This window comes from Bacillus sp. RO2 (assembly GCF_012911845.1).
Lineage (GTDB): Bacteria > Bacillota > Bacilli > Bacillales > Bacillaceae_I > Sutcliffiella_A.
The window spans coordinates 23295-43399 of the sequence record NZ_JAAXCU010000030.1 but is presented as its reverse complement, the minus strand read 5'-3'; the positions used below and the strand labels follow the sequence as shown (position 1 = coordinate 43399).

The 20105-nt window shown below is 39.1% G+C and carries 18 protein-coding genes; all 18 read right to left on the bottom strand.

Annotated elements, in window-relative coordinates:
- Positions 1–280: 280 nt before the first annotated feature.
- The gene (gene treR / locus HF078_RS06060) at positions 281–988 is read right to left on the bottom strand and encodes a trehalose operon repressor (RefSeq protein ID WP_169290328.1); all 708 of its coding nucleotides are present in this window, start codon (positions 986–988) and stop codon (positions 281–283) included.
- A 27-nt stretch (positions 989–1015) separates the two neighbouring features.
- Positions 1016–2716, bottom strand: coding sequence for an alpha,alpha-phosphotrehalase (treC, locus tag HF078_RS06055; RefSeq protein WP_169290327.1), 1701 nt, complete (start codon positions 2714–2716; stop codon positions 1016–1018).
- Between the two features lie 34 nt (positions 2717–2750).
- Positions 2751–4433 carry a glycoside hydrolase family 13 protein gene (locus HF078_RS06050; protein ID WP_169290326.1) on the bottom strand — a complete coding sequence of 561 codons (1683 nt, stop codon included), beginning with the start codon at positions 4431–4433 and terminating at the stop codon, positions 2751–2753.
- A gap of 66 nt (positions 4434–4499) precedes the next feature.
- Positions 4500–5915 carry a PTS system trehalose-specific EIIBC component gene (treP, locus tag HF078_RS06045; RefSeq protein WP_169290325.1) on the bottom strand — a complete coding sequence of 472 codons (1416 nt, stop codon included), beginning with the start codon at positions 5913–5915 and terminating at the stop codon, positions 4500–4502.
- Between the two features lie 51 nt (positions 5916–5966).
- Positions 5967–6476, bottom strand: a complete 510-nt coding sequence (locus tag HF078_RS06040; protein WP_169290324.1) for a PTS sugar transporter subunit IIA — start codon at positions 6474–6476, stop codon at positions 5967–5969.
- 136 nt (positions 6477–6612) lie between these two features.
- The gene (locus tag HF078_RS06035; RefSeq protein WP_169290323.1) at positions 6613–7128 is read right to left on the bottom strand and encodes a CBO0543 family protein; all 516 of its coding nucleotides are present in this window, start codon (positions 7126–7128) and stop codon (positions 6613–6615) included.
- Between the two features lie 265 nt (positions 7129–7393).
- The gene (locus HF078_RS06030) at positions 7394–7876 is read right to left on the bottom strand and encodes a hypothetical protein (protein ID WP_169290322.1); all 483 of its coding nucleotides are present in this window, start codon (positions 7874–7876) and stop codon (positions 7394–7396) included.
- Positions 7877–7954: 78 nt separating this feature from the next.
- Positions 7955–9223: an MBL fold metallo-hydrolase gene (locus tag HF078_RS06025; protein ID WP_169290321.1), complete on the bottom strand. Its 1269-nt coding sequence runs from the start codon at positions 9221–9223 to the stop codon at positions 7955–7957.
- Between the two features lie 68 nt (positions 9224–9291).
- Positions 9292–11499: a poly(ethylene terephthalate) hydrolase family protein gene (locus HF078_RS06020; protein ID WP_169290320.1), complete on the bottom strand. Its 2208-nt coding sequence runs from the start codon at positions 11497–11499 to the stop codon at positions 9292–9294.
- A 20-nt stretch (positions 11500–11519) separates the two neighbouring features.
- Complete coding sequence (gene panF / locus HF078_RS06015; RefSeq protein ID WP_169290319.1) at positions 11520–12983, bottom strand: sodium/pantothenate symporter; 1464 nt, start codon at positions 12981–12983, stop codon at positions 11520–11522.
- Positions 12983–13273, bottom strand: a complete 291-nt coding sequence (locus HF078_RS06010; RefSeq protein ID WP_169290318.1) for a YhdT family protein — start codon at positions 13271–13273, stop codon at positions 12983–12985. The genes panF and HF078_RS06010 overlap by 1 nt, the downstream gene beginning before the upstream one ends.
- A 19-nt stretch (positions 13274–13292) precedes the next feature.
- Positions 13293–14462 (bottom strand): acyl-CoA dehydrogenase family protein, encoded by a 1170-nt coding sequence (locus HF078_RS06005; RefSeq protein WP_169290317.1) that lies wholly within the window; start codon positions 14460–14462, stop codon positions 13293–13295.
- A 249-nt stretch (positions 14463–14711) separates the two neighbouring features.
- Complete coding sequence (locus HF078_RS06000) at positions 14712–15239, bottom strand: DUF6241 domain-containing protein (RefSeq protein ID WP_169290316.1); 528 nt, start codon at positions 15237–15239, stop codon at positions 14712–14714.
- Positions 15240–15389: 150 nt separating this feature from the next.
- Positions 15390–15836 carry a pyridoxamine 5'-phosphate oxidase family protein gene (locus HF078_RS05995; protein ID WP_169290315.1) on the bottom strand — a complete coding sequence of 149 codons (447 nt, stop codon included), beginning with the start codon at positions 15834–15836 and terminating at the stop codon, positions 15390–15392.
- A gap of 143 nt (positions 15837–15979) precedes the next feature.
- Complete coding sequence (locus HF078_RS05990; protein WP_169290314.1) at positions 15980–17218, bottom strand: D-alanyl-D-alanine carboxypeptidase family protein; 1239 nt, start codon at positions 17216–17218, stop codon at positions 15980–15982.
- A gap of 195 nt (positions 17219–17413) precedes the next feature.
- Positions 17414–18430, bottom strand: a complete 1017-nt coding sequence (locus tag HF078_RS20865; protein WP_240951683.1) for a M2 family metallopeptidase — start codon at positions 18428–18430, stop codon at positions 17414–17416.
- A gap of 15 nt (positions 18431–18445) precedes the next feature.
- Positions 18446–19006 (bottom strand): M2 family metallopeptidase, encoded by a 561-nt coding sequence (locus HF078_RS20860; protein ID WP_240951682.1) that lies wholly within the window; start codon positions 19004–19006, stop codon positions 18446–18448.
- A 49-nt stretch (positions 19007–19055) separates the two neighbouring features.
- Positions 19056–19952 (bottom strand): GNAT family N-acetyltransferase, encoded by an 897-nt coding sequence (locus HF078_RS05980; protein WP_169290313.1) that lies wholly within the window; start codon positions 19950–19952, stop codon positions 19056–19058.
- Positions 19953–20105 lie beyond the last annotated feature (153 nt).

Genomic DNA, 20105 nt, shown 5'->3' with positions numbered 1-20105 from the left:
AAATGATATTTTTGAAAATTACAATATTTAAGAAGAAATAAAAAACTGTCCGGTCTTTTTTTTAATTTGCCGGTTATTCTCCGTTGTTGATTTCCGCAAATGGCTTCGCTTTCCTAGGGACGCTGCTGGAGCCTCCTTGCAAGCCTGCAGGGTCTCCACCAAGCGCTATCTCCTTCAGGAGTCTACGCCATTTGCTCCAATCAACAGGATTTTATACTTTCTTATCTTTTTAAAAAAAGACACTCCCACCTACCGGGAGTGCCTTTAAGTCTTCCTTCATTTATTTCATTCTTCTTGCAAAGTCAACAAATCGGAATTTGTCCAACCGATGGCGCGATTCTGTGAATTGAAACGGGCTTGCATCATCAAGATGGACGATACTTTTCACCACTACCACATGGGTTAGTCCATTTAAGTCCAATAGCTGCCTATCCTCATCCGTTGCTTCCTCAACTGTTACCTCTTTATCGGCAAAAGCTATTTGCAATCCTTTTTCCGACTCCAAGTAATCATAGATGGAGTTCTTGCATATTTCTGTGTCTAGATAAGGGACTTGACTTTTAATGAAGTAGTCTTTATCCAATATAATACTTTCATCATCCACCCTGCGAGAACGGACCACCTTCCACAGCTCGCTCTCTCCCAACTTAGCCAGTAATTCAGAAGAGTCATCAACGATGTCTAGTTCGTGTACCACTGTTTCCCAAGGTTTTCCCATTTTCTCTGCTAATTCCTTGAAACTTACCAAGCCTGAAATGGGAAAATCAAATTTATCACGGGCTAGGACAATCGATCCTTTGCCTCGGACTTTTTGAATATAGCCGTTATGAGCAAGTTGATTCAACGCTTTTCTTACCGTTTCTCTTGATGTTGTGAAAAGTTCCATTAGCTCATGTTCAGAAGGAAGTTTATCTCCTGCCTTAAAATCCTGTTTTTCTATCTTCCTTATCAACTGCTGATAAATTACTTGATATTTATTATTTTTCATTTTCTACCACCTACAGTTATTGTAGCATTACTTTTTCAGGTGATAAACGATGGATTCGTATGGACGAAGAGTAATTTCATTATATTGGCTGCTAGAATCCTCATAGTTGCTTAGTAGCACTTCTGATTTATAGCCGTCCACATCAACATCCTCTGGTAACACAAAGGAACTTTCCTTGCCATAATAATTGCTTATTACAAGGAGTTTCTCATTTTCACTATTGCGGATATAGGCAAATATTTGCGGATGGTCTCCTGAAATCAATTGGAAATCTCCATGTGTGATAACATCATAGTTCTTGCGTAATTCAATTAACTTCTTATAATGATAGAAAACTGAATCTTTATCATTCAACGCCGTCTCTGCATTTATTTCTTTGTAGTTTTTGGCCACTCCTATCCAAGGTGTACCCTTTGTAAACCCAGCATTTTCTTCATTATTCCACTGAACCGGCGTTCTGGAATTATCGCGAGACTTATGGCGAAGGATCTCAAGGATATCCTCCTCGCTCTTTCCAGCTTCTTTTTTCAAATTGAAGATATTTAAGGATTCCACATCACGATAATCACTTATTTTAACAAATCCGGGGTTAGTCATTCCGAACTCTTCCCCCTGATAAATATAAGGGGTACCTCTCATCATATGCATGCTTGTAGCAAGCATTTTTGCTGACTTGTTGTGAAATTTGCCATCATCACCATATCGGGAAACGACACGAGGTTGATCATGGTTACACCAGAACAAGGCATTCCAACCGCCGCCTTTTTCCATCTCAATTTGCCATGTAGACAAAATATCCTTCAACTGTTGGAAATCAAAATCCGCAACAGACCACTTTTCTCCATTAGGGTAATCTACTTTTAAATGGTGAAAGTTAAATGTCATACTGAGCTCATTTCGATCAGGTCGAGTGTATTTAATACAATGGTCGATTGTCGTCGACGACATTTCCCCTACTGTCATACTGTCATATTTAGAAAATACTTTATCGTACATTTCGTTCATATATTCGTGAACTCTTGGTCCGTCCGTGTAAAATTTACGGCCATCACCTGGGGGCACCGATCCGTCATCATCAGGGAAACTTTGGTCTTTGGAAATAAGGTTGATCACATCTAACCTAAAACCATCCACTCCCTTTTCAAACCAAAAGGTCATCATATCGTAGACTTGTTTCCGAACTTCTTCATTCTCCCAATTCAAGTCTGCTTGCGTCACATCAAATAGGTGCAAGTACCACTGACCAGTTTTGTCATCATATTTCCAGGCGTTCCCACCAAACTTGGATTCCCAATTTGTCGGTTCTCTTCCATCTTGCTTGCCGTCCTTCCAAATATAAAAGTCGCGATAGGGGTTGTTATCTTTCTGTTCTTTAGATTTCTGGAACCACTCATGCTCTGTGGAAGTATGATTCACGACAATATCCATGATAACTTTGATTCCTCTATCATGAGATTCCGATAAAAGCTGGTCGAAATCTTCCATTGTTCCATATTCTTCATGAATGGAAAAATAGTCGCTGATATCGTAGCCATTATCTTTCTGCGGTGATTTGTAAATGGGAGTCAACCAAATAACATCCACTCCGAGTTCTTTTAAATAATCAAGCTTCTCAATAATTCCTTGGATGTCTCCTACACCGTTTCCAGTTGTATCATTGAAGCTTTTTGGATAGATCTGATAAACAACAGACCTCTTCCACCATGGTTCTTGTTCTATTTTACTCATTTTCATACACCTCTTTATTCGATATATTTTAACGTTAGTTCAATAAATAAACTCTTGCTTCATATGGCTGCATAGTAAATTCAGCTATATTACTTTGTTCTTTCACCGTATAGTTGCTGAGTAAAAGTTGTTTGGTCATAAAGTTAATACCTTTTGGCAACTTGAAAATAGGCTCCTTGTCATAAAAATTGCAAATCACAAGTAGCTTTTTGTCTTGAAAGGTTCTAACATAAGAGAAGATCGAAGGATCGTCCTCAAGTATCAATTGAAAATCTCCGTATACAATCAGTTCATTCTGCCTTCTTAATTGAATCAGACGTTTGTAATAGTTAAAGATAGAATGTTCATTATTTCTTTCAGCTTCTACGTTGATAGATTTGTAATTAGGATTAACGGCTAACCATGGCTTTCCGGCAGTGAAGCCAGCATTCTCCTCATCACTCCAGTGCATTGGCGTTCTGGCATTGTCCCTACTTTTCTTAGATAGGCTTTCCATCACTTCCTGTTCACTCCACCCTTGTTTTTTCAGGTCAGAATAAGCCTGCAGCGTTTCAATATCCTTATAAGAATCTATCGAATCAAACCTAACATTTGTCATGCCAATTTCTTCACCTTGGTAGACATATGGAGTACCTTTCATCATATGAAGAAGCGTAGCCAGCATTTTAGCAGATTCTACTCTGTATTTTTCGTCATTTCCAAATCTCGAAACGGACCTTGGTTGATCATGATTATTAAAATAGAGACTGTTCCAGCCACTTTCTGCTAAAGTGTACTGCCACCTTGATAAACTCTGTTTAAGTTCAATCAAATTCAGTTCCTGCACGTCCCACTTTCCATTAGAACCGTTATCCAATCCCATATGTTCGAATTGAAATACCATGTTCAATTCATTTCTTTCTTCACTTGTATAATCTTTAGCCTGATCTGGAGTGACACCTGGCATCTCTCCGACGGTCATGACATCATAGTGAGATAAAACTTTTTCATTCATTTCTTTTAAATAATCATGAATCTTCGGGCCATTACGGTAGAACTTGCTTCCCGAAACATATTTTTTCCCGGGTACCATCTCTCCATCAGGCATGCTATCTACCTTGGAAATGAAGTTGATGACATCCATTCTAAAACCGTCGATTCCTTTATCCAGCCACCATTTCATCATACGATACACTTCTTCCCGAAGCTTTTCGTTTTCCCAGTTGAGATCTGGCTGCTTTTTGGAAAATAAGTGCAGGTAATAATCTTTTGTTTCTTCGTTGTATTCCCAAGCAGATCCACCAAAATTAGATGCCCAGTTGTTCGGCTCGCTGCCGTCTACTTTAGGGTCCCTCCAAATATAATAATCACGATATGGATTCTCTCTGGATGTTTTCGCATGCACAAACCACTCGTGCTCATCAGAAGTATGATTGACCACAAGATCTATGATCAATTTCATATCTCTAATATGTACCTCTTGTAACAACTCATCCCAATCATCCATTGTTCCGAACTCATCCATTATTTTCATGTAGTCACTAATATCATAACCGTTATCATCATTAGGAGATTCATAAACAGGAGAAAGCCATATGGTATCGATACCAAGTTCCTTTAGATAATCAAGCTTCATGATTATTCCTTGAATATCTCCTATCCCATCACCATTAGAATCCATAAAACTACGAGGATAAATTTGATACACGACACTTTCTTTCCACCAAGAATGGTTCATCTATCAAGCTCTCCCTTCATAATTGAAAAAATTGCAAAAAGGGGGTCAGACCCCTTTTTACAATCTTTACGCTTCTTTTCTCATTTTCACTTTTGCAACTAAAAAAGTAATGACAAATGGTACGACTAATACAATACCCATACCAAGGAAGAAGATTGGCCAGAATTCCGCCATAATGGAGAAGAATGCTGGTATTCCGCCTACCCCGATAGAAGGAGCCTTTACACCTGCGATAGTAATGATGATACCCGCAATGGCAGATCCAATCATTGCCGCAAAGAATGGGTAGCGGAAACGTAAGTTAACACCAAACATTGCTGGTTCCGTAATCCCCAACCAAGCAGAAATGGAAGATGTTAATGCCAAACCTTTCAACTTCTCATCTTTCGTCGCAAGCATCATCGCAAAGGCAGCTGACCCTTGTGCGATATTAGACAGGGCAACCATAGGCCATAAGAATGTTCCACCAATTGTTGCAATCAGTTGGAAATCTACGGCAAGGAACGTGTGATGCATCCCTGTAATAACTAAAGGTGCATATAAACCACCATATATAAGTCCACCTAACACGGGAACAGCATCAAAGATTCCGACAAATCCGTTCGTCAGGAAGTTACCGATCGCGAATGTAACAGGTCCGATTGCGACAAACGTTACAAAACCAGTCAATAATAAGGTAATTGGTGGGACAATTAGCATATGAAACGCGTCACTTACACGTTTGGATAAAAATTGTTCCACTTTAGCCAGTACAAATGCTGCTACAAGAACAGGTAATACTTGTCCTTGGTATCCGACTTTTTCAATTTCTAATCCGAAGAATTTCCACGTTTCAACTGCTCCATCTTCCTGTGCTTCTGCATACCCCCACGCATTAAGTAAATCGGGATGCACAAGCATAAGTCCGAGCACAATCCCTAAAAGCTCGCTTCCGCCAAATCGTTTTGCTGCCGACCAACCAATTAGACCCGGCAAAAAGACAAATGCAGTATTCGCTATCAGGTTAATGATACTTGCAATATCGGCCCATTCGGTATGAACATCAATGACAGATTGCTCATTATAGAAAATACCCGGACCTGTTAATAAATTATTTATCCCCATTAGTAGCCCTGCTGTAACGATAGCGGGTAGAATTGGAATAAAAATATCGGCCAATGTTTTTATTGCACGCTGGAGCGGATTTAAATTGGATTCGGCTGCCTTCTTCACTTCATCTTTAGAAGCTTCTCCAACACCAGTAATGTCTACAAATTCTTTATAAACCTTATTGACAGTTCCTTGTCCGATAACAACTTGAAACTGACCATTTGTGGAGAAAGAACCCTTCACCACATCTATGCTTTCTAATGCCTCTTGGTCTACCTTACTTTCGTCATGCAAAGCCAAACGGAGACGAGTCACACAGTGTGTGGCTGCACTTACGTTTTCCTTTCCCCCTAAGGCTTGGACAATTTCTTCCGCCTGTTTTCTTACGTCCATATCTGTTTCCTCCTGTATGCCTTCTCTTTTTATATTAAGATTCTACTTCATTTAATTTTTCATTTTAATTTTTAAAAATTCCGTTTGTCCTTTCACTGCCTCTGCACTTGCTATCTTTTCGAGTATCTCCACATTTTCTCCATTTGTGATGACAACTGGAGTAATGATATCAGAAGCTTTTTCTTTGATAAGGTCGATATTAAAAGTAATCAGCTTGTCACCCGCTTTCACCTTATCTCCTTCTTTTACATGCCCTTCAAAACCTTCCCCATTCATGGACACCGTTTCCAGTCCTACATGAATTAATATTTCCGCACCTGTCAGCGAACGAATGCCAATTGCATGTCCTGTATGGAAGAACTGTACGATTTCTCCATCGACAGGCGAAACTACCTCACCTTCCGTTGGAATGATTGCCAGCCCATCTCCCATCATTTTTTGAGAAAACGTAGGATCTGGAACATCGCTTAGCTCCGTCACTTTTCCGCTTAAAGGAGCAAAGATAGTTTCCTCTGTTTGAGTCTGTGTGGTATCTTTCATTCCGAAAAGCTTTTTGAACATGATAATCCCTCCAAAATAATTAGTATTTTATGGGTTTAACTTTATTAATTCAACGAAAAAACGCTTACATTCACTAAACAACTTGTATATACATGCTAGCGGTATTAAGTTTAACTTGTATATACATGTTAGTCAACTAAAAAGTAGTCTGCTTCTTTTTTATTAAATAGAAAAGTGATCTAGTCGCTATTGCTAAAGAAATAAAGGCGAAAAAAGACTTCGTGTGTGACCATTCTTTTAATTCCAACATGTCTAGCATCAAAAACAGTGGTTCGAAAATAAAAGACAAAATTGCTGCACAAAGCACACTTCCTATGACAAATGTTTTCCAAGTAGACGCATACTGATATAGAAGCATATACATAACCGGTATAACAGCTATATCTGCTGGAAGCAACGTTTGAATGTCTGTGTTTAATTTAAAGGGGTAGCTCCACTTGCCATATTCGGTACCAAGTAAATCAAGCCACGTTGCCATTGTAGCCCAACAGAGACCATAAGCAAGAATTTCGAACATCCTTTTTTTATCTACTATCCACCACCATATTAGCCATGGGAGAAATATAGATGTGAACAATAACCACCAGCGGGGATCGGCGATTGAACTTAAAACCATCCAGTTGTATAGGTAGTTATAATTGGCAATCTCCATTATGTACATTCCCTCTCTTTATTACGTTAAACACCTTTAAAAACAGTCATAAGTTGTTTTATTTTCCCCTACTGCCCTTAATTTACTCAGTGCTTTAATGTACAAACAAAAAACACTGCAATGTGCCAGGTTTTTTCAATAAACGGCGCTGTTCCTTTCCGGGAATGGCTGCGCTTTCCACTGGGCAAGCAAAGCGCCTGGAAAGGAGATCAACGGATTTTATGATTTCAACTCCAAACAAAAAACACTGCAGATTAAGCAGTGTTTAGAGTGATATCGTTGTCGTTATTGGGAGGAAGGAGAATATTTTGAAGGTGATTTCGACTTTTTCTGCTGCTTCTACACTTCCTTTACTTTTTGGGTCAGTGATATATATGCTATAAATTTCTTCTTTTTTGGAAGTGTCACTTGGAATGGTAACCTCCTTCAATTCTTCAAACTCCTCTGTTTGAGTAGACATGAATGCCTGATCCACGTTAGAGTCACTACCAGAATACACTCCATTAAGTTTGATGCTATAAGCCGTGATGGGCAACTCGTTTTCTTTGCTGTCCATCATGGAGGCCCTGTAAACTTTAATGGGCATGACATAAGGGTTTTGCAGGCTTAATGATACGCCATTTTGATTTGTTTCCTTTACTGCTGAGGCTATAACTTCTTCCTTTGTAGTGTGAATATAGAGCATAAATAAGAATAGGCTTATGATAAGTGCTAGTGTAAGACGTACTGGTTTTTTTAATTTTTTCAATTGTAAGGCTCCTCGCATTGTGTTCTTTGAAAATAATATCTTTTTTACTTACATAACACAATTCGAAGCTATTGAAACCTATTCGTCCTTCACTCCTGCTTCATATTCATCCACTAAATCTCCTTGATCATCATATAGCTGGGCTTTATCTCCATTATTATTCCATAAATGGTCACTCAGCCAATGGATATATTTTTTGAAATGTTGTTTATGTGCGCCAGAAGCAATGTAAATGGTTTCTCCTGGTTGGAGCTTATAATTTTCAGGGAAATCATACGTTTGATAACCTTTTTTGCTTACTAATTTCCAAAAGGACATGTCAACTGTTTCTGCACTTTTATTTTCTAATGTGACCATTTCTTCTTTAACATCCAAATCAGTGATGACAATTGATTTTTTAGATTCTTGCTTTTGCTGATTGGCATAAAGCCAGGGACGATTATTGACGAATAATAACTTTCCATCTGTTGAAAATACGATGCTCCCAGATTCTGCAGTATTATATATATCCGACCCGCTCTCAATCAATCTGTTTAAGACTGGCAAATGGGGGTGGTGAAAATCATTATCTTTTCCGGCGGATATTACGGCTATTTTAGGTTGAACATCCTTCAAAAATGAAGCTGTTGATGAGCTATTAGAACCATGATGTGCGACTTTCAATATTGTCGATTGCAGGTTGTACTTCCTACTCATTCGCTTTTCTTCTTGCTCCTCCGTATCACCCATCAAAAGAAATTTCATCTCCCCATATTTTATATGAAGGACGATGGACGCATTGTTGGTTTCTTTTTCTTCCGACCCACTGTTTAACACTTTGATTTTCAACTCTGGATCAATGTCCAATTTCATTTTTTCCTTGGCATATTGTACGGGGACAATATTGTTCCAGACATATTGTTTGTATTGAATAAAAGTTAATGTTGTATGCGCCTTACCGCTGTCTAATATTTTCTTGACAGGTAACTTTTCTAATAAAGACGGTATTCCTCCGATATGATCAAAATCAGGATGAGTGATAACTAATAAATCAATGGACTTCACGTTTACTTTTTTCAAATAAGCAAGCAGCTTTTTAGAGGAATCCTTTGGGCCAGTATCTACAAGTACGTTTGATCCATTGGGGGTTTGCAATAGGATCGCGTCCCCTTGTCCGACATCAATGAAATGAACAAGTAATGGCAGCGAAACAATGTTAGTATTCTTAGGTTTTTCTATTTCATAAAGAAATGTTGGCGCGTCTGTTTGATTAATGGAAAGTGGTGTCAGAGTACTTGACTCGAATATATTTTGAGGTTGAAGAAGAATGGAGAGAAGTAGCAGTATGATGATTTTTTTCAAGTTCAATCTACTCTCCCCCTTGTGTAATGATTCTTTAATTACTATGAGGGAGAGTGGGTATTTTTATTCATTAATTAGTTGTTAAAGCCGATGTTATCTATGAAAACTAAACCACTGTCGGTCTGATTAAATTCAAAAATAACCTCTTCTATCTGAGTGTAATCTATGTCTGGAAAGTTCTCTTGTAGATAATTCAATGGGATACCGTATGTTTGAAGCATATGTTCAAACTGATTACCGTACCGCTCGTTCCACCAATCAAAACGGTACAAAGTAGTCGTATAAGTAGGTTCGATATAAATGGTTTTTCTTACTCTGCCATCGAAATTACCCGTCCCTTTTGCTTTGACACTTACTGATACAGGAATCGGTTTATTTTTATATCCCTCGGGTAGGTCAATATGATAAAATTCATACCTTGATGGATGGGCCTGAACTGCATCAAACTTTAATACTGTCTGTTCTGAAAAATTGTTTGCAACATCTTCAGGCAATTTGATGGTAAATCGACTATTTTTATTCGTCCAACCCAACTTTACTACTTGATTATTTTGCTGTTCTTTGTTTCTTTGAAGTAAATTAATTTCTTTCCAGATGCGAAGATTGTACCCTTGTAGCTGTCCGCCATTTTGGGTTGTCTTTGTGACATCCACGTCCTCTTCGAATGTGGCAATAGGTTGAAAATCACGATCCTCATAACGCACACGAAGAGGATCGGTTGGAATCCACGTCGAAGCAATTTCCTTATCTGAGAAGACTCCGCGGTAATCACGTTTTCCTTTTAGCGTGGCGTCAAGAAAAGCAGAAACATATACCTTGGTGATTTCTCGTTGAGTTTCAGGCTCCATTATTTCTTTTCGGTTCATAAACCACCAATATGGGCTTGGCTGATCCACTTCCCAATCTGAATTAAATTGGCCATGGTTGGCCCCATAGATATACACACTGCTTTTGAACCCGTCAAAGTCTTCTGAAAAAGAAACACGCTGAAATTGCCTCATTCCAAGGTAATTTGTATGGTCGGTATCATTTCCTCCTTGGAGAGTAAGATAGTTCACATCTTGCAGACTGACTGGCTGATCTCCCGGTTTGAATCGACCATCACCAGGCGATAAACCAATCAATGATTTTATGGAAAAATCAAAGTTCAAACTCACTTTTGCGTTGTTCGGAAACCTGTCAAGTTCATTAAAAAGAGCCGCAATACTGACAGCTTCTCCACCCCTGGAGTGGCCGATGAGAGCGATATTGCCCATGTCTACTCTATTGTAAAGCGCATGTGTTTTGTCTTCGTTCCAGGACTGCCAAAGTTCCAAGTGCTTTAATAACAGCCATGCCCTCCCAGCATTATCCCAGCCGATATGACCTGTTTTCCCAGAGTTGATGAAATTTTGGTCGACCGACGCAACGATATACCCTTTACTTGCCAGCATTTCTCCCAGATAAGCGTAACCTCCATCTGAAAAATCAGCCATATTATGGTTACCATGAACGATTAATACAAGAGGATATGCACCTTCCTCTTCTTTTTTAGGCATCCACACTCGCCCATTCAACGGAGCATTGTATAAATCAAAGCCCCAAAACCATTCTCTATACCATTTATTCAATCCTTTAGGTTGTGAAACAAACGATGTCATATTGACAGTTTGGGTTTCATATTTAACATCTTTATACTCTTCCCTTCGTTCATCCTTGCCACTGCCATATGTAAAAAATTGAACCTTGGCACTTCCACTCTCGGCTGGATTTGTTAAAGTAGTGGTGACTTCTCCTACCTCAAGTGACCAAGGGCCTTCTTTTCCATCTGTAACTGCAAGATAAATAGCGGCTACGTGCAAGCCTATCGTAAGGAAACTAAAAAAGAGAAAAAGTGCTTTTTTCCGTTTACGATAAAGAAATACGGTGATTCCTAATAGTAAGGCGAGTACCATTACGGCAAAACCCATTAATCTGAAGAATGGGCCCATAAAAGCGCCAACACTGTATATTACAGCTATGCAAGCTATGATGACTGACACAAGAAATCTAGGTAAACTTCTTAATATATTAAAGAGGATCAGCGTAATCCCTATCCCTAAGACTAATGCCAATGCAGCAGTACCTGTAATCAAAAGTATATCAAACCACTTTCCTGCACCCGTAAAGAAAAAATAACTTAATACGACAACAAAAACGGAGATATAAAGAAGGAGACTGATCACCAGCTGCCTTTTGCTTTCCCTCATGAAGCTACTAGCTTTGTCTATACTGTTAATATAAAGCTTTTTTAGCTTGTTCATTTTAAACTCCTACTCTTTTATTAAAGCAAGTATTTATTAATAATTTCTTGGTGTTCCTGCTTCTTTCTATCACTACCTATAATGCTACATAAAATATAGGCCGCAAGAGAAAGTATGACTGGTACTACAACGCTGTGCATCCCAAATGCATCTGGAAAATATAAAGTAATATAAATGTAGGAAATTACCCCTACAAGTATAGATGCCAGGGCACCAACCGCATTGCCACCTTTCCAATAAAGCCCCAATACAACCGGCCAAATAAAGGCTGCTTCCAACCCACCGAATGCAAATAGGTTTAAGGTAATGAGAAATGCAGGTGGATCAATCGCCATAAAGAACACAAGTACACCTACGACCGCTGTTACTCCTATACTTATACGCTTGATATTTTTTTCTGGTGCGTCAGGACGCATATAATTTAAGTATACGTCTTTTACAATGGAAGAACTCACTATCAACAATAGAGAATCCACCGTCGACATAATGGCAGCCATAGGAGCTGCCAAGACAATCCCTGCCAACCATCCTGGCAAGACATGGAGGGCCAATAGAGGCATAACTGTATCTGGTGTATCTAAGCCAGGTAATACCGCTCTTCCAAACACACCTGCCAAGTGCATCCCTAGCATGATGAACCCAACAACGACTGTACCAATTATCAATGCTGCATGCATAGCTTTGGAATTTTTATATGACATGGCTCTGACAGCCACCTGAGGAAGTCCAACTACTCCAACCCCTACTAAGATCCAAAAAGATGATACATATAATGGCGTTAATGACCCATCCGCTCCAAAAGGAGTGATAAGATTAGGATTCTCCTTCAAGAGATCGCTCATAATTGCCGGTATGCCTCCACCGGCAATGACGGTACCTGCCAATATGACTATCGTCCCGATGACCATGATAATTCCCTGCACACCGTCAGTAATGGCCACCGCACGGAAGCCACCGATGATTACATATACCAGTACGGAAGCAGCAAATACAAACAACGCAGAGGTATAAGAAAGACCGGTTATCGACTCGATGAGCCTTGCTCCTCCAATCCACTGTGCTGCCATGGCGGAAAAAAGGAAAAGAATGATGCTGCAGGCCGATAATAACACGACCCATTTACTCTGATACCTTTCTTTTAAAAAATCGATCAGTGTGATGGCTTTCATTTTCCGTGCTACAATAGCGAATTTCTTTCCTAAGATCGTTAAAACAAAATATCCTGTCACCACCTGTATCATGGCCAATAGCACCCAACCGAGACCTGTATGGTAAGCAATTCCAGGTCCTCCAATGAAGCTGGAGGCACTTCCATACGTCGCGACCATGGTCATCGCAAGTAACAGTCCTCCAAGCTCTCTTCCTCCAAGGAAATAATCCTGTACAAATGAAGAGGAATTAGCTAATTTCCTGGAGGCAAACACTCCAATCAGGAAAATAATAATCAGAAATATTAACAAAGGAATAATCACTTGTATGTTCATCAACGATCTCCTTCTTCATCTGTCTCTAAAGGAAGATCCAAAAACAAAAACCTGACCACTAGAATGACGAGTATTATGATGATAATGAAACCTAGTATACAACTATAAAAAAACCATGCGGGAAAACCTAAAATATATGTATAGGTGTCAACCGGCTTTGATCCAAAACCATAAGCAAATCCGTACCACCAAGCAAAATGGAAAAGAACCAGCGCAACCCCAATCCATGCTTCTTTATGTGCAATGGGATAGCGCCAGTCACCTTTACCTTTGTTAGCTTTTTCGTGCATAAAATCACTCTCTTTTATTTCAGTCTGTATTCTCTAAAAACGCCTGTTTTGCAAGCATTTCCATTGTAATCTCATCTGCAGGAGGGTTATGTAATCCTGCCCGGACATCACGGTAATGGCGTTGAAGAGGATGTTCTGCATGTAGACTTTGTGCGCCAACAATCCTCATCGCTTCATCTACAATAGAGATGGCACTGTTTGTTGCAACCAGCTTGGCTGTCGCTAGTTCACCAATCAGATCATTGCGTTTATCAGGCTCTTCATCCCATAATCTAGCCACGCTGTATAACAAATGACGTGCTGTCATCAATTCCGTATCCATCCTGGCTACCCTTTCCCTTACTTTAGGTACTTCTTTTATCGGATGAGGTAGGCTGTTTGGATGGTAGGAATCGGCAAATGATACAGCCTCATTTCGTGCTGCAATGGCTATGCCTAAATAACATGCAGGTATATGAAGAAGCCATCCTTGTGGTTTCGGTGTTTTTTTCTTTTTTATATATAAAAGTACCTGTTCATCTGCGATTACATCCGTTAACACCAAATCATCACTTCTTGTAGCTCTCATACTCATAGAGTTCCACGTTTCTTCTATAGAGATTCCCTTCAGTTCGCGCGGAAGTAGAAACTCTCCTACATCATCCGTTCCTTCTATGCTTGCTGAGATAATGAAATAATCCAAAACAGGAGCTAGGGAAGTGAAATTTTTTCTTCCGTTAATCTGCCAACCGCCTCCGGAGAGCTTTTTGGCAACTGTTTCAGGCTTCCCTCCTCTTGCAGGGCTGCCAGTCTTTCTTTCACTATGCGCACTGTTAATCAATTTTTTGTGTTGTATAATATCCCCACAAATCTTATAATAAATTTCCTTCGGCCATGATTGATTTATCCCTTCGTTCATCATGATACCCAAGTGCCATCCAAGACTCAGAGCCGTTGGTCCATCACCTTGTGCAATGGTTTCCTGCAGTAATACAAACTCATACAACCCTGCACCTTTTCCACCGTATTCCTTTGGTATGGTAAGATCCAGTAAACCCGCATCCTTAAGTGCTTGAAAATTTTCAAAAGGAAATTCAGCATTCTGATCATACAGGCCAGCGCGGGTATAAAAGTCCGAAGCCAAAGAAGATGCTTTTTTTACCATCAGCTCTTGCTCTTGTGTTCTTGCAAAACTTCTTATTCCATTCATCTGAAATAACCACCCCTATGCGAATGAGGCCACTGAAAAAGTCATTAAAACTGTGTTTAGACACCGCTGTTTTCCGGAAATGGCTTCGGCAGCGAAACATCGCACGAAGAAAATGCATAGCATTTTCGAGGAGTCTTCGCCTTTTGCTCCAATCACCAGCTAGGAATCATTAAAAACTTTCCGTTATCAGTTTTTCAGTGGGCTCATGTGAATTCCCCATCATTTTACCATAAGGTGATGTTGTAGCCATTATTTAAAGTTGATAGTTGGGTTTTTTAAGTATTCTTTTTCTTCTTCTTCCGTCATTACGCCAGTTGCTTTACCAATCGTCCCATTAAGCAAGGACCAGACCCTATTATGATCTAGGTCTGCAGTGGAAAAATCACCGTTCTGCCATTTTGTTAGAATTTCCACATACACTTCTTCATGTTTATACTCGGCTTCTTGGACTTTTTCTAATAGCCAATCAATTCTTTCAGGGGTCATCTTATAGTGGGTCCATTTACTTTCCGCTTTAACCTTTTGATGAGACATCCAATGAATGTAATTAGCAACATGGACTTCATTCAGTTTCTTCTTGTGATTGAATGGATTTTCTTGTTCAACTGAAATCTTGTTTGATGTTGATAATGTCCCTGGGTTCTCATGTCCCCCTGCCGATCCTGTTTGCTGGAATGGGGACGTGTACACATAGTAAGTTATTAGTGCTCCGGCTAAAAGAAAAACAGCCACAAAGGGAAGGAGTTTGCGTTTGTTCGATTTAAACCAACTTTTCATAGAAACCCCTTTCATTTAGAAAAATTTAGTATTCTATTATTATATATGGAAATGAATGACTTTTCTATGTTTCTATTAACTTTGAAAGATTTTTTAAGGCAAATAGAAAAGGCTGCCCTCATAATATGGACAGCCCCATCAAGCCTTACATCAGCCTTTCAAAAGCGCATAAACTTCTTCATCTAACTTTTTGGCAAGGTCTTCGTCGTATGTTTTCACATAGTCGGGTTCTTGCGTTATTTTTCCGCCATAAAAAATGACATCTTCCACAGACTCAACTTCAACGGTCACAACGCGATACTTCATTGTTTTATCAATAACTTCAGATACAGATCCCTTACCGTTAATGGAATAACAGCTTCCGGCTCCTACAACACCTAAAATCAATTCCGGGTTCTCTTGAATGTTGAATGCACTCTCTGCCTTGTGGCCTAAAGCAAATTTAATCGTCTTACCATCTTCATGTGCGACCAACCATGACACGATGCTTAAATTAGGTTTGTTGCTATCCTTGTCTGTTGTAATCAAGGACACAATTTTCTCCCCTTGCAATAATTCAACCAGTTCTTTATTAAGCGCATTCTCTTTTCTCGGCATGATCTATCCCTCCTATTATCTACATATCTCCATTATATACAATCTTTGGACAACTCGCCAAACCCTTATTCATACTCTACCCTCTTTCTAATACAAAACAGCGGAACAACCTGATATTCTTTCAGGATGCTCCGCTGTTTCGATTACCTATAATAACTGCTTCTTCTAGAATAAACGAGAGAATCAGAGTAACGTTGTTGCATTTTCTTTCTCCTTCTTCTTCTTTGCAGCCCATTCATAACAAAAAAGAAGATTAATAGTGCAACGAAAATAAAAATAGTAGAACCCACACTGCTCTTTGTACTTGATTTTCCACCTGATTGATCGGTGGAATTTGATGAAGAAGCAGTAGGAACAGGAGTCAAATCATTTCTTTCTTGTTCAACCAACACGTTTTCTTCCACGTGTTTACGGTTGCCGATTTTCACAACCAAATCCTTGTCCTTGTTTACACGCAAGCTAACCGTTTCATCATCCCTTTTTGCTACATGCACATTTTTCGCAAGCATGTACTCTCTGCCAGCAGCATCTTTGACCATTTCACCTTTATTGATTTCATCTGTAATAAAATTTGCAAAACCATAATCCATTAAAGTCATGGTATCTTTGTAGATGTAATATTTTGAAGCTGCCTTCATGGTTACCACAATGAGATCCATTCCATCCCTTTGGGCTGAAGTAACCAATGTATGACCTGATTCAGGCACATATCCATTTTTCACTCCAGTTGTTCCCTTGTAATCCCATAATAATCGGTGATGATTGTACAATGTGGTCTCCCATCCTTCACCAATCCACTCCATTTCTTTTGTCCCGACAATCTCTCTAAATGTTTCATTCTTCATTGCATATTGGGCAATCTTTGCCATATCCTGTGCAGTTGTCACATGTTCAGGGTGAAACAATCCATGGGGGTTGGTAAAATTTGTATCCTCAACGCCTACTTTTTCCTTCAAAAATGTATTCATTCTTTTTGCAAAAGCTTTTTCACTGCCATCAAAATGTTCTGCTATGGCAGTACCTGCATCGTTACCAGAATTGATCATCAATCCTTGAACTAGCTTCTTCAGGGTTACCTTTTCCCCTTCAAGTAAATATACTCTTGATCCGTCTTGGTCCCTTGCATTCTTACTTACCGTGACTATATCCTGAAGGTTCCCCTCTTCTATTGCAATGATAGCAGTCACGATTTTTGTGATGCTGGCCGGATACATTTCACGTTTACTGTCTTTTTCATAAAGAATATGACCAGATTTTGCATCTATTAATATAACGGACTCACTAAATAAGTCTCCAGGTTCTTCTGCTTGGACTGCTACCGTATTCCCAAAAATCATAAAAAGTAATGGGAAGATGACACATAGTTGTAATTTTTTTATCATAAAAGAAGACATACCTTTCTAGTTTCTCTATTGTCGGTGTAGTGTTATGTCATAAAAACTCGAAAAATCTCACTATCTACTAGTTTATATTAATTTCATTGGATTTTCATGCAAAATTAAGGATTTGTTAGAAAAGTCATAAAAGCTTAACAAAAAATAGGGTAAGTAGAGGAGATATCTACTTACCCTAAACGATCAGTTATTCACTTTTTCATAGTGACAATAGGCTTTTATGAAGTGGTCTGGGTTTAGTGGCTCGCCCGTCACTTTTTCAATTTTTTCATTCCAATGGAAGGTTGCTCCTGGTGCCAGGAATTCATCACGGATAAATGCTCCTACCTTAAGGGAGAAGAACTCATCAGATACATTGTTTTTGATATGCTGATAGAGTTGTGCAGCAGTCAATTCCCCCAACAAGTAGTTCTGATAATAAACAGGTGCCAGTGTGAAATGAATCTTTGCCGCCCAATCCGGATTGCTACGGTCTTCAGGTGGATGAAGCAATTGAATCTTTTCCACTGTTTCCCACCAAAGAGCGTTAAGGTCCTGATCAGGATTTTCATATAGCTTTCTTTCAAAGAAAACAAATGTGATAATCCATCTTGCGGATATAAGCATTTTCAATTGTTCATGCTCTTCAAGGGACGGCATTAATGTATCAAGCTTTGCATCGTCTAATTTCAAGAACTTTGATAGCCACTCTCTATTTTCCGTCATTTTTCCAAATAACATGGCAATGGCCTCTGTTGTTAAGATATGCGCGAAGCTTCTTAATAAATAGGGAAGATCGCGATTTACATATTTATTGTACGCTGCATGTCCAAACTCATGAAGCATGGTCCCCATCCAATACGTATTATCTAGATTGTTGCATAGTACCCGAATATCCCCCTCACGGTTCATATCCATACAAAACGCAGTAGGGTTCTTTCCTTCACGAGGATTTAAGTCAGAAGAAGCATACAGTCCTTCAATTGGCATATCCATGGAATCAAACGTGTCTGCAGTCAATTTTTCTAGATCTTGCCCTTTGAAAAATTGATCCAGATTCGTTTGTTCGTTTGCCGGCGCTTCCTGGAAGAATGGATCCACATAATGCCATGGTCGTAATTCTTCCGCTTTCACTCCAAATTTTTTGGCTAGTTCGTTATCTAAATCACATTTCAAACTACGATAAGTAGAATCCGATTGTTCTACTAGATTTTCAAACATAGAAAAAACTTCTTCTTAATCTAGTTCCTGATTGGCAAACGACATTTCATAATAGTTATCATAGCCTAATTTCCTTGACGCTTCATTTCGCTTTTTCACTAGTGCCAACAGCTTTTCCGACACAACTTGACCTACTTCTTTGCTTGCCTTCCAAGCGTCTTCCCGCTCCTTGCTGTCTGTACTATTCAATAAAATATTTCTGATATCATTGGCGGATAACTTTTTTCCATTCACTTCAGGCAAGTACGTATTAAAAAGGTAATTTAGTTCAGAGGACATAGAAGACATTTCTTCAATTGTTTCCTTGTCCAATTGATTTTCTTTCATTCCATACTCGAGGATTTCTAACTGTCTTCTTTGTTCCAATGAAAGTTCTGGATCTTGCAGGTATGATTTCAACTGATTGTAACGATCTTGGTTGGCATAAAAAAGGCTGAATTCACTGGAAGCTTTACCGGCTTCCTCTGCCCATTTCTTTTCTCCAGTCGTTTGTGCCATCCAGCCAGCGTGGGTGGATTTTTTTAATAGTTTCTGAAACTGTTCATTTTGTTCATCTAAAAACTTTTCAACCATCATAATGTTCCCTCCAAAATTAAAACAATATGTAAAATTCGACTCTATCTTCTTAACTTTTATGCCCTGTGTCCACAGCAGCTGCTATTGTCTTCTTCATCCAAACTTGCTCTACCTTCATCGAAAAACCTTTGTCGATAAGATAGTCATACACCATGTTATTGGACGTTTGAAAAAATGCTACCGTACACTGGTAAGGGGCAACAGTCGGTGGAAAAAGATGAAAGAATAAAGCTTCCAATACTCTTTCTGGTTCTTTCTGTTCTTCTTTTAAAAAGCAATGGGTGACTACAATGGCCTTTAAGGTCCCATCAGGGCTATATTGCCTTTTGAACATTGCATATGCAGCAGTTTCGCCATCAGTACCCAGTATTTGCAACGTCAAACCATCTTTCATGCACCACCATTGACTTTGCCATGGTGTATCATGATGATAACTTGATAGATACTGAGCATCATGTGCCGATGTATATACAGGGTAATATTCCAATGAGTCATTAAATTCAAGTGACGTCTCTTGGGACAGGTGTACCACATGATCTACAATCTGATAACCTTTTGATTCGTACAGTGCGATTGCTTGTCTGTTTTTTGAGATAGCTTCCAAAGTTGCTGCATGTATCCCTTTTTCGTTATACAATTCACAGGCTTTTTCTACTAACAGCTTCCCAATCCCTTTTCTACGATGAGTCGAAGCTACCCCTGTACCTCCGTTCCAAGCAACAAGTTCTTCCCCAATCTTTTTGTACCCACTTAATAAAAGCCCTACAGGTTCCAAACCGTCAAACGCAATAATGGATAAGCTTGCGGATATATTTTCTTGACCCAATCTAGCAGCAAATCGGTCCACATCCATGGTTGCATCAAAAAAATAACCTTCAAAACCCTTGTTCCAAGCCTCAAGTGCTTGATTCAATGTACACTCACTCAAACGTTTTATTTGATACATATACATGCCCCCTTTGTTCCTAAATGCATGCCAAGCCAACCTAATTACTATCTTATAATAATAACAGAAAAACTTACAGTATATTCTAACAAATAGATTTTTCAGAAATTTATTTTCGGTATTCCGTCAAATCCTTAAAACCTGTGTTGATTG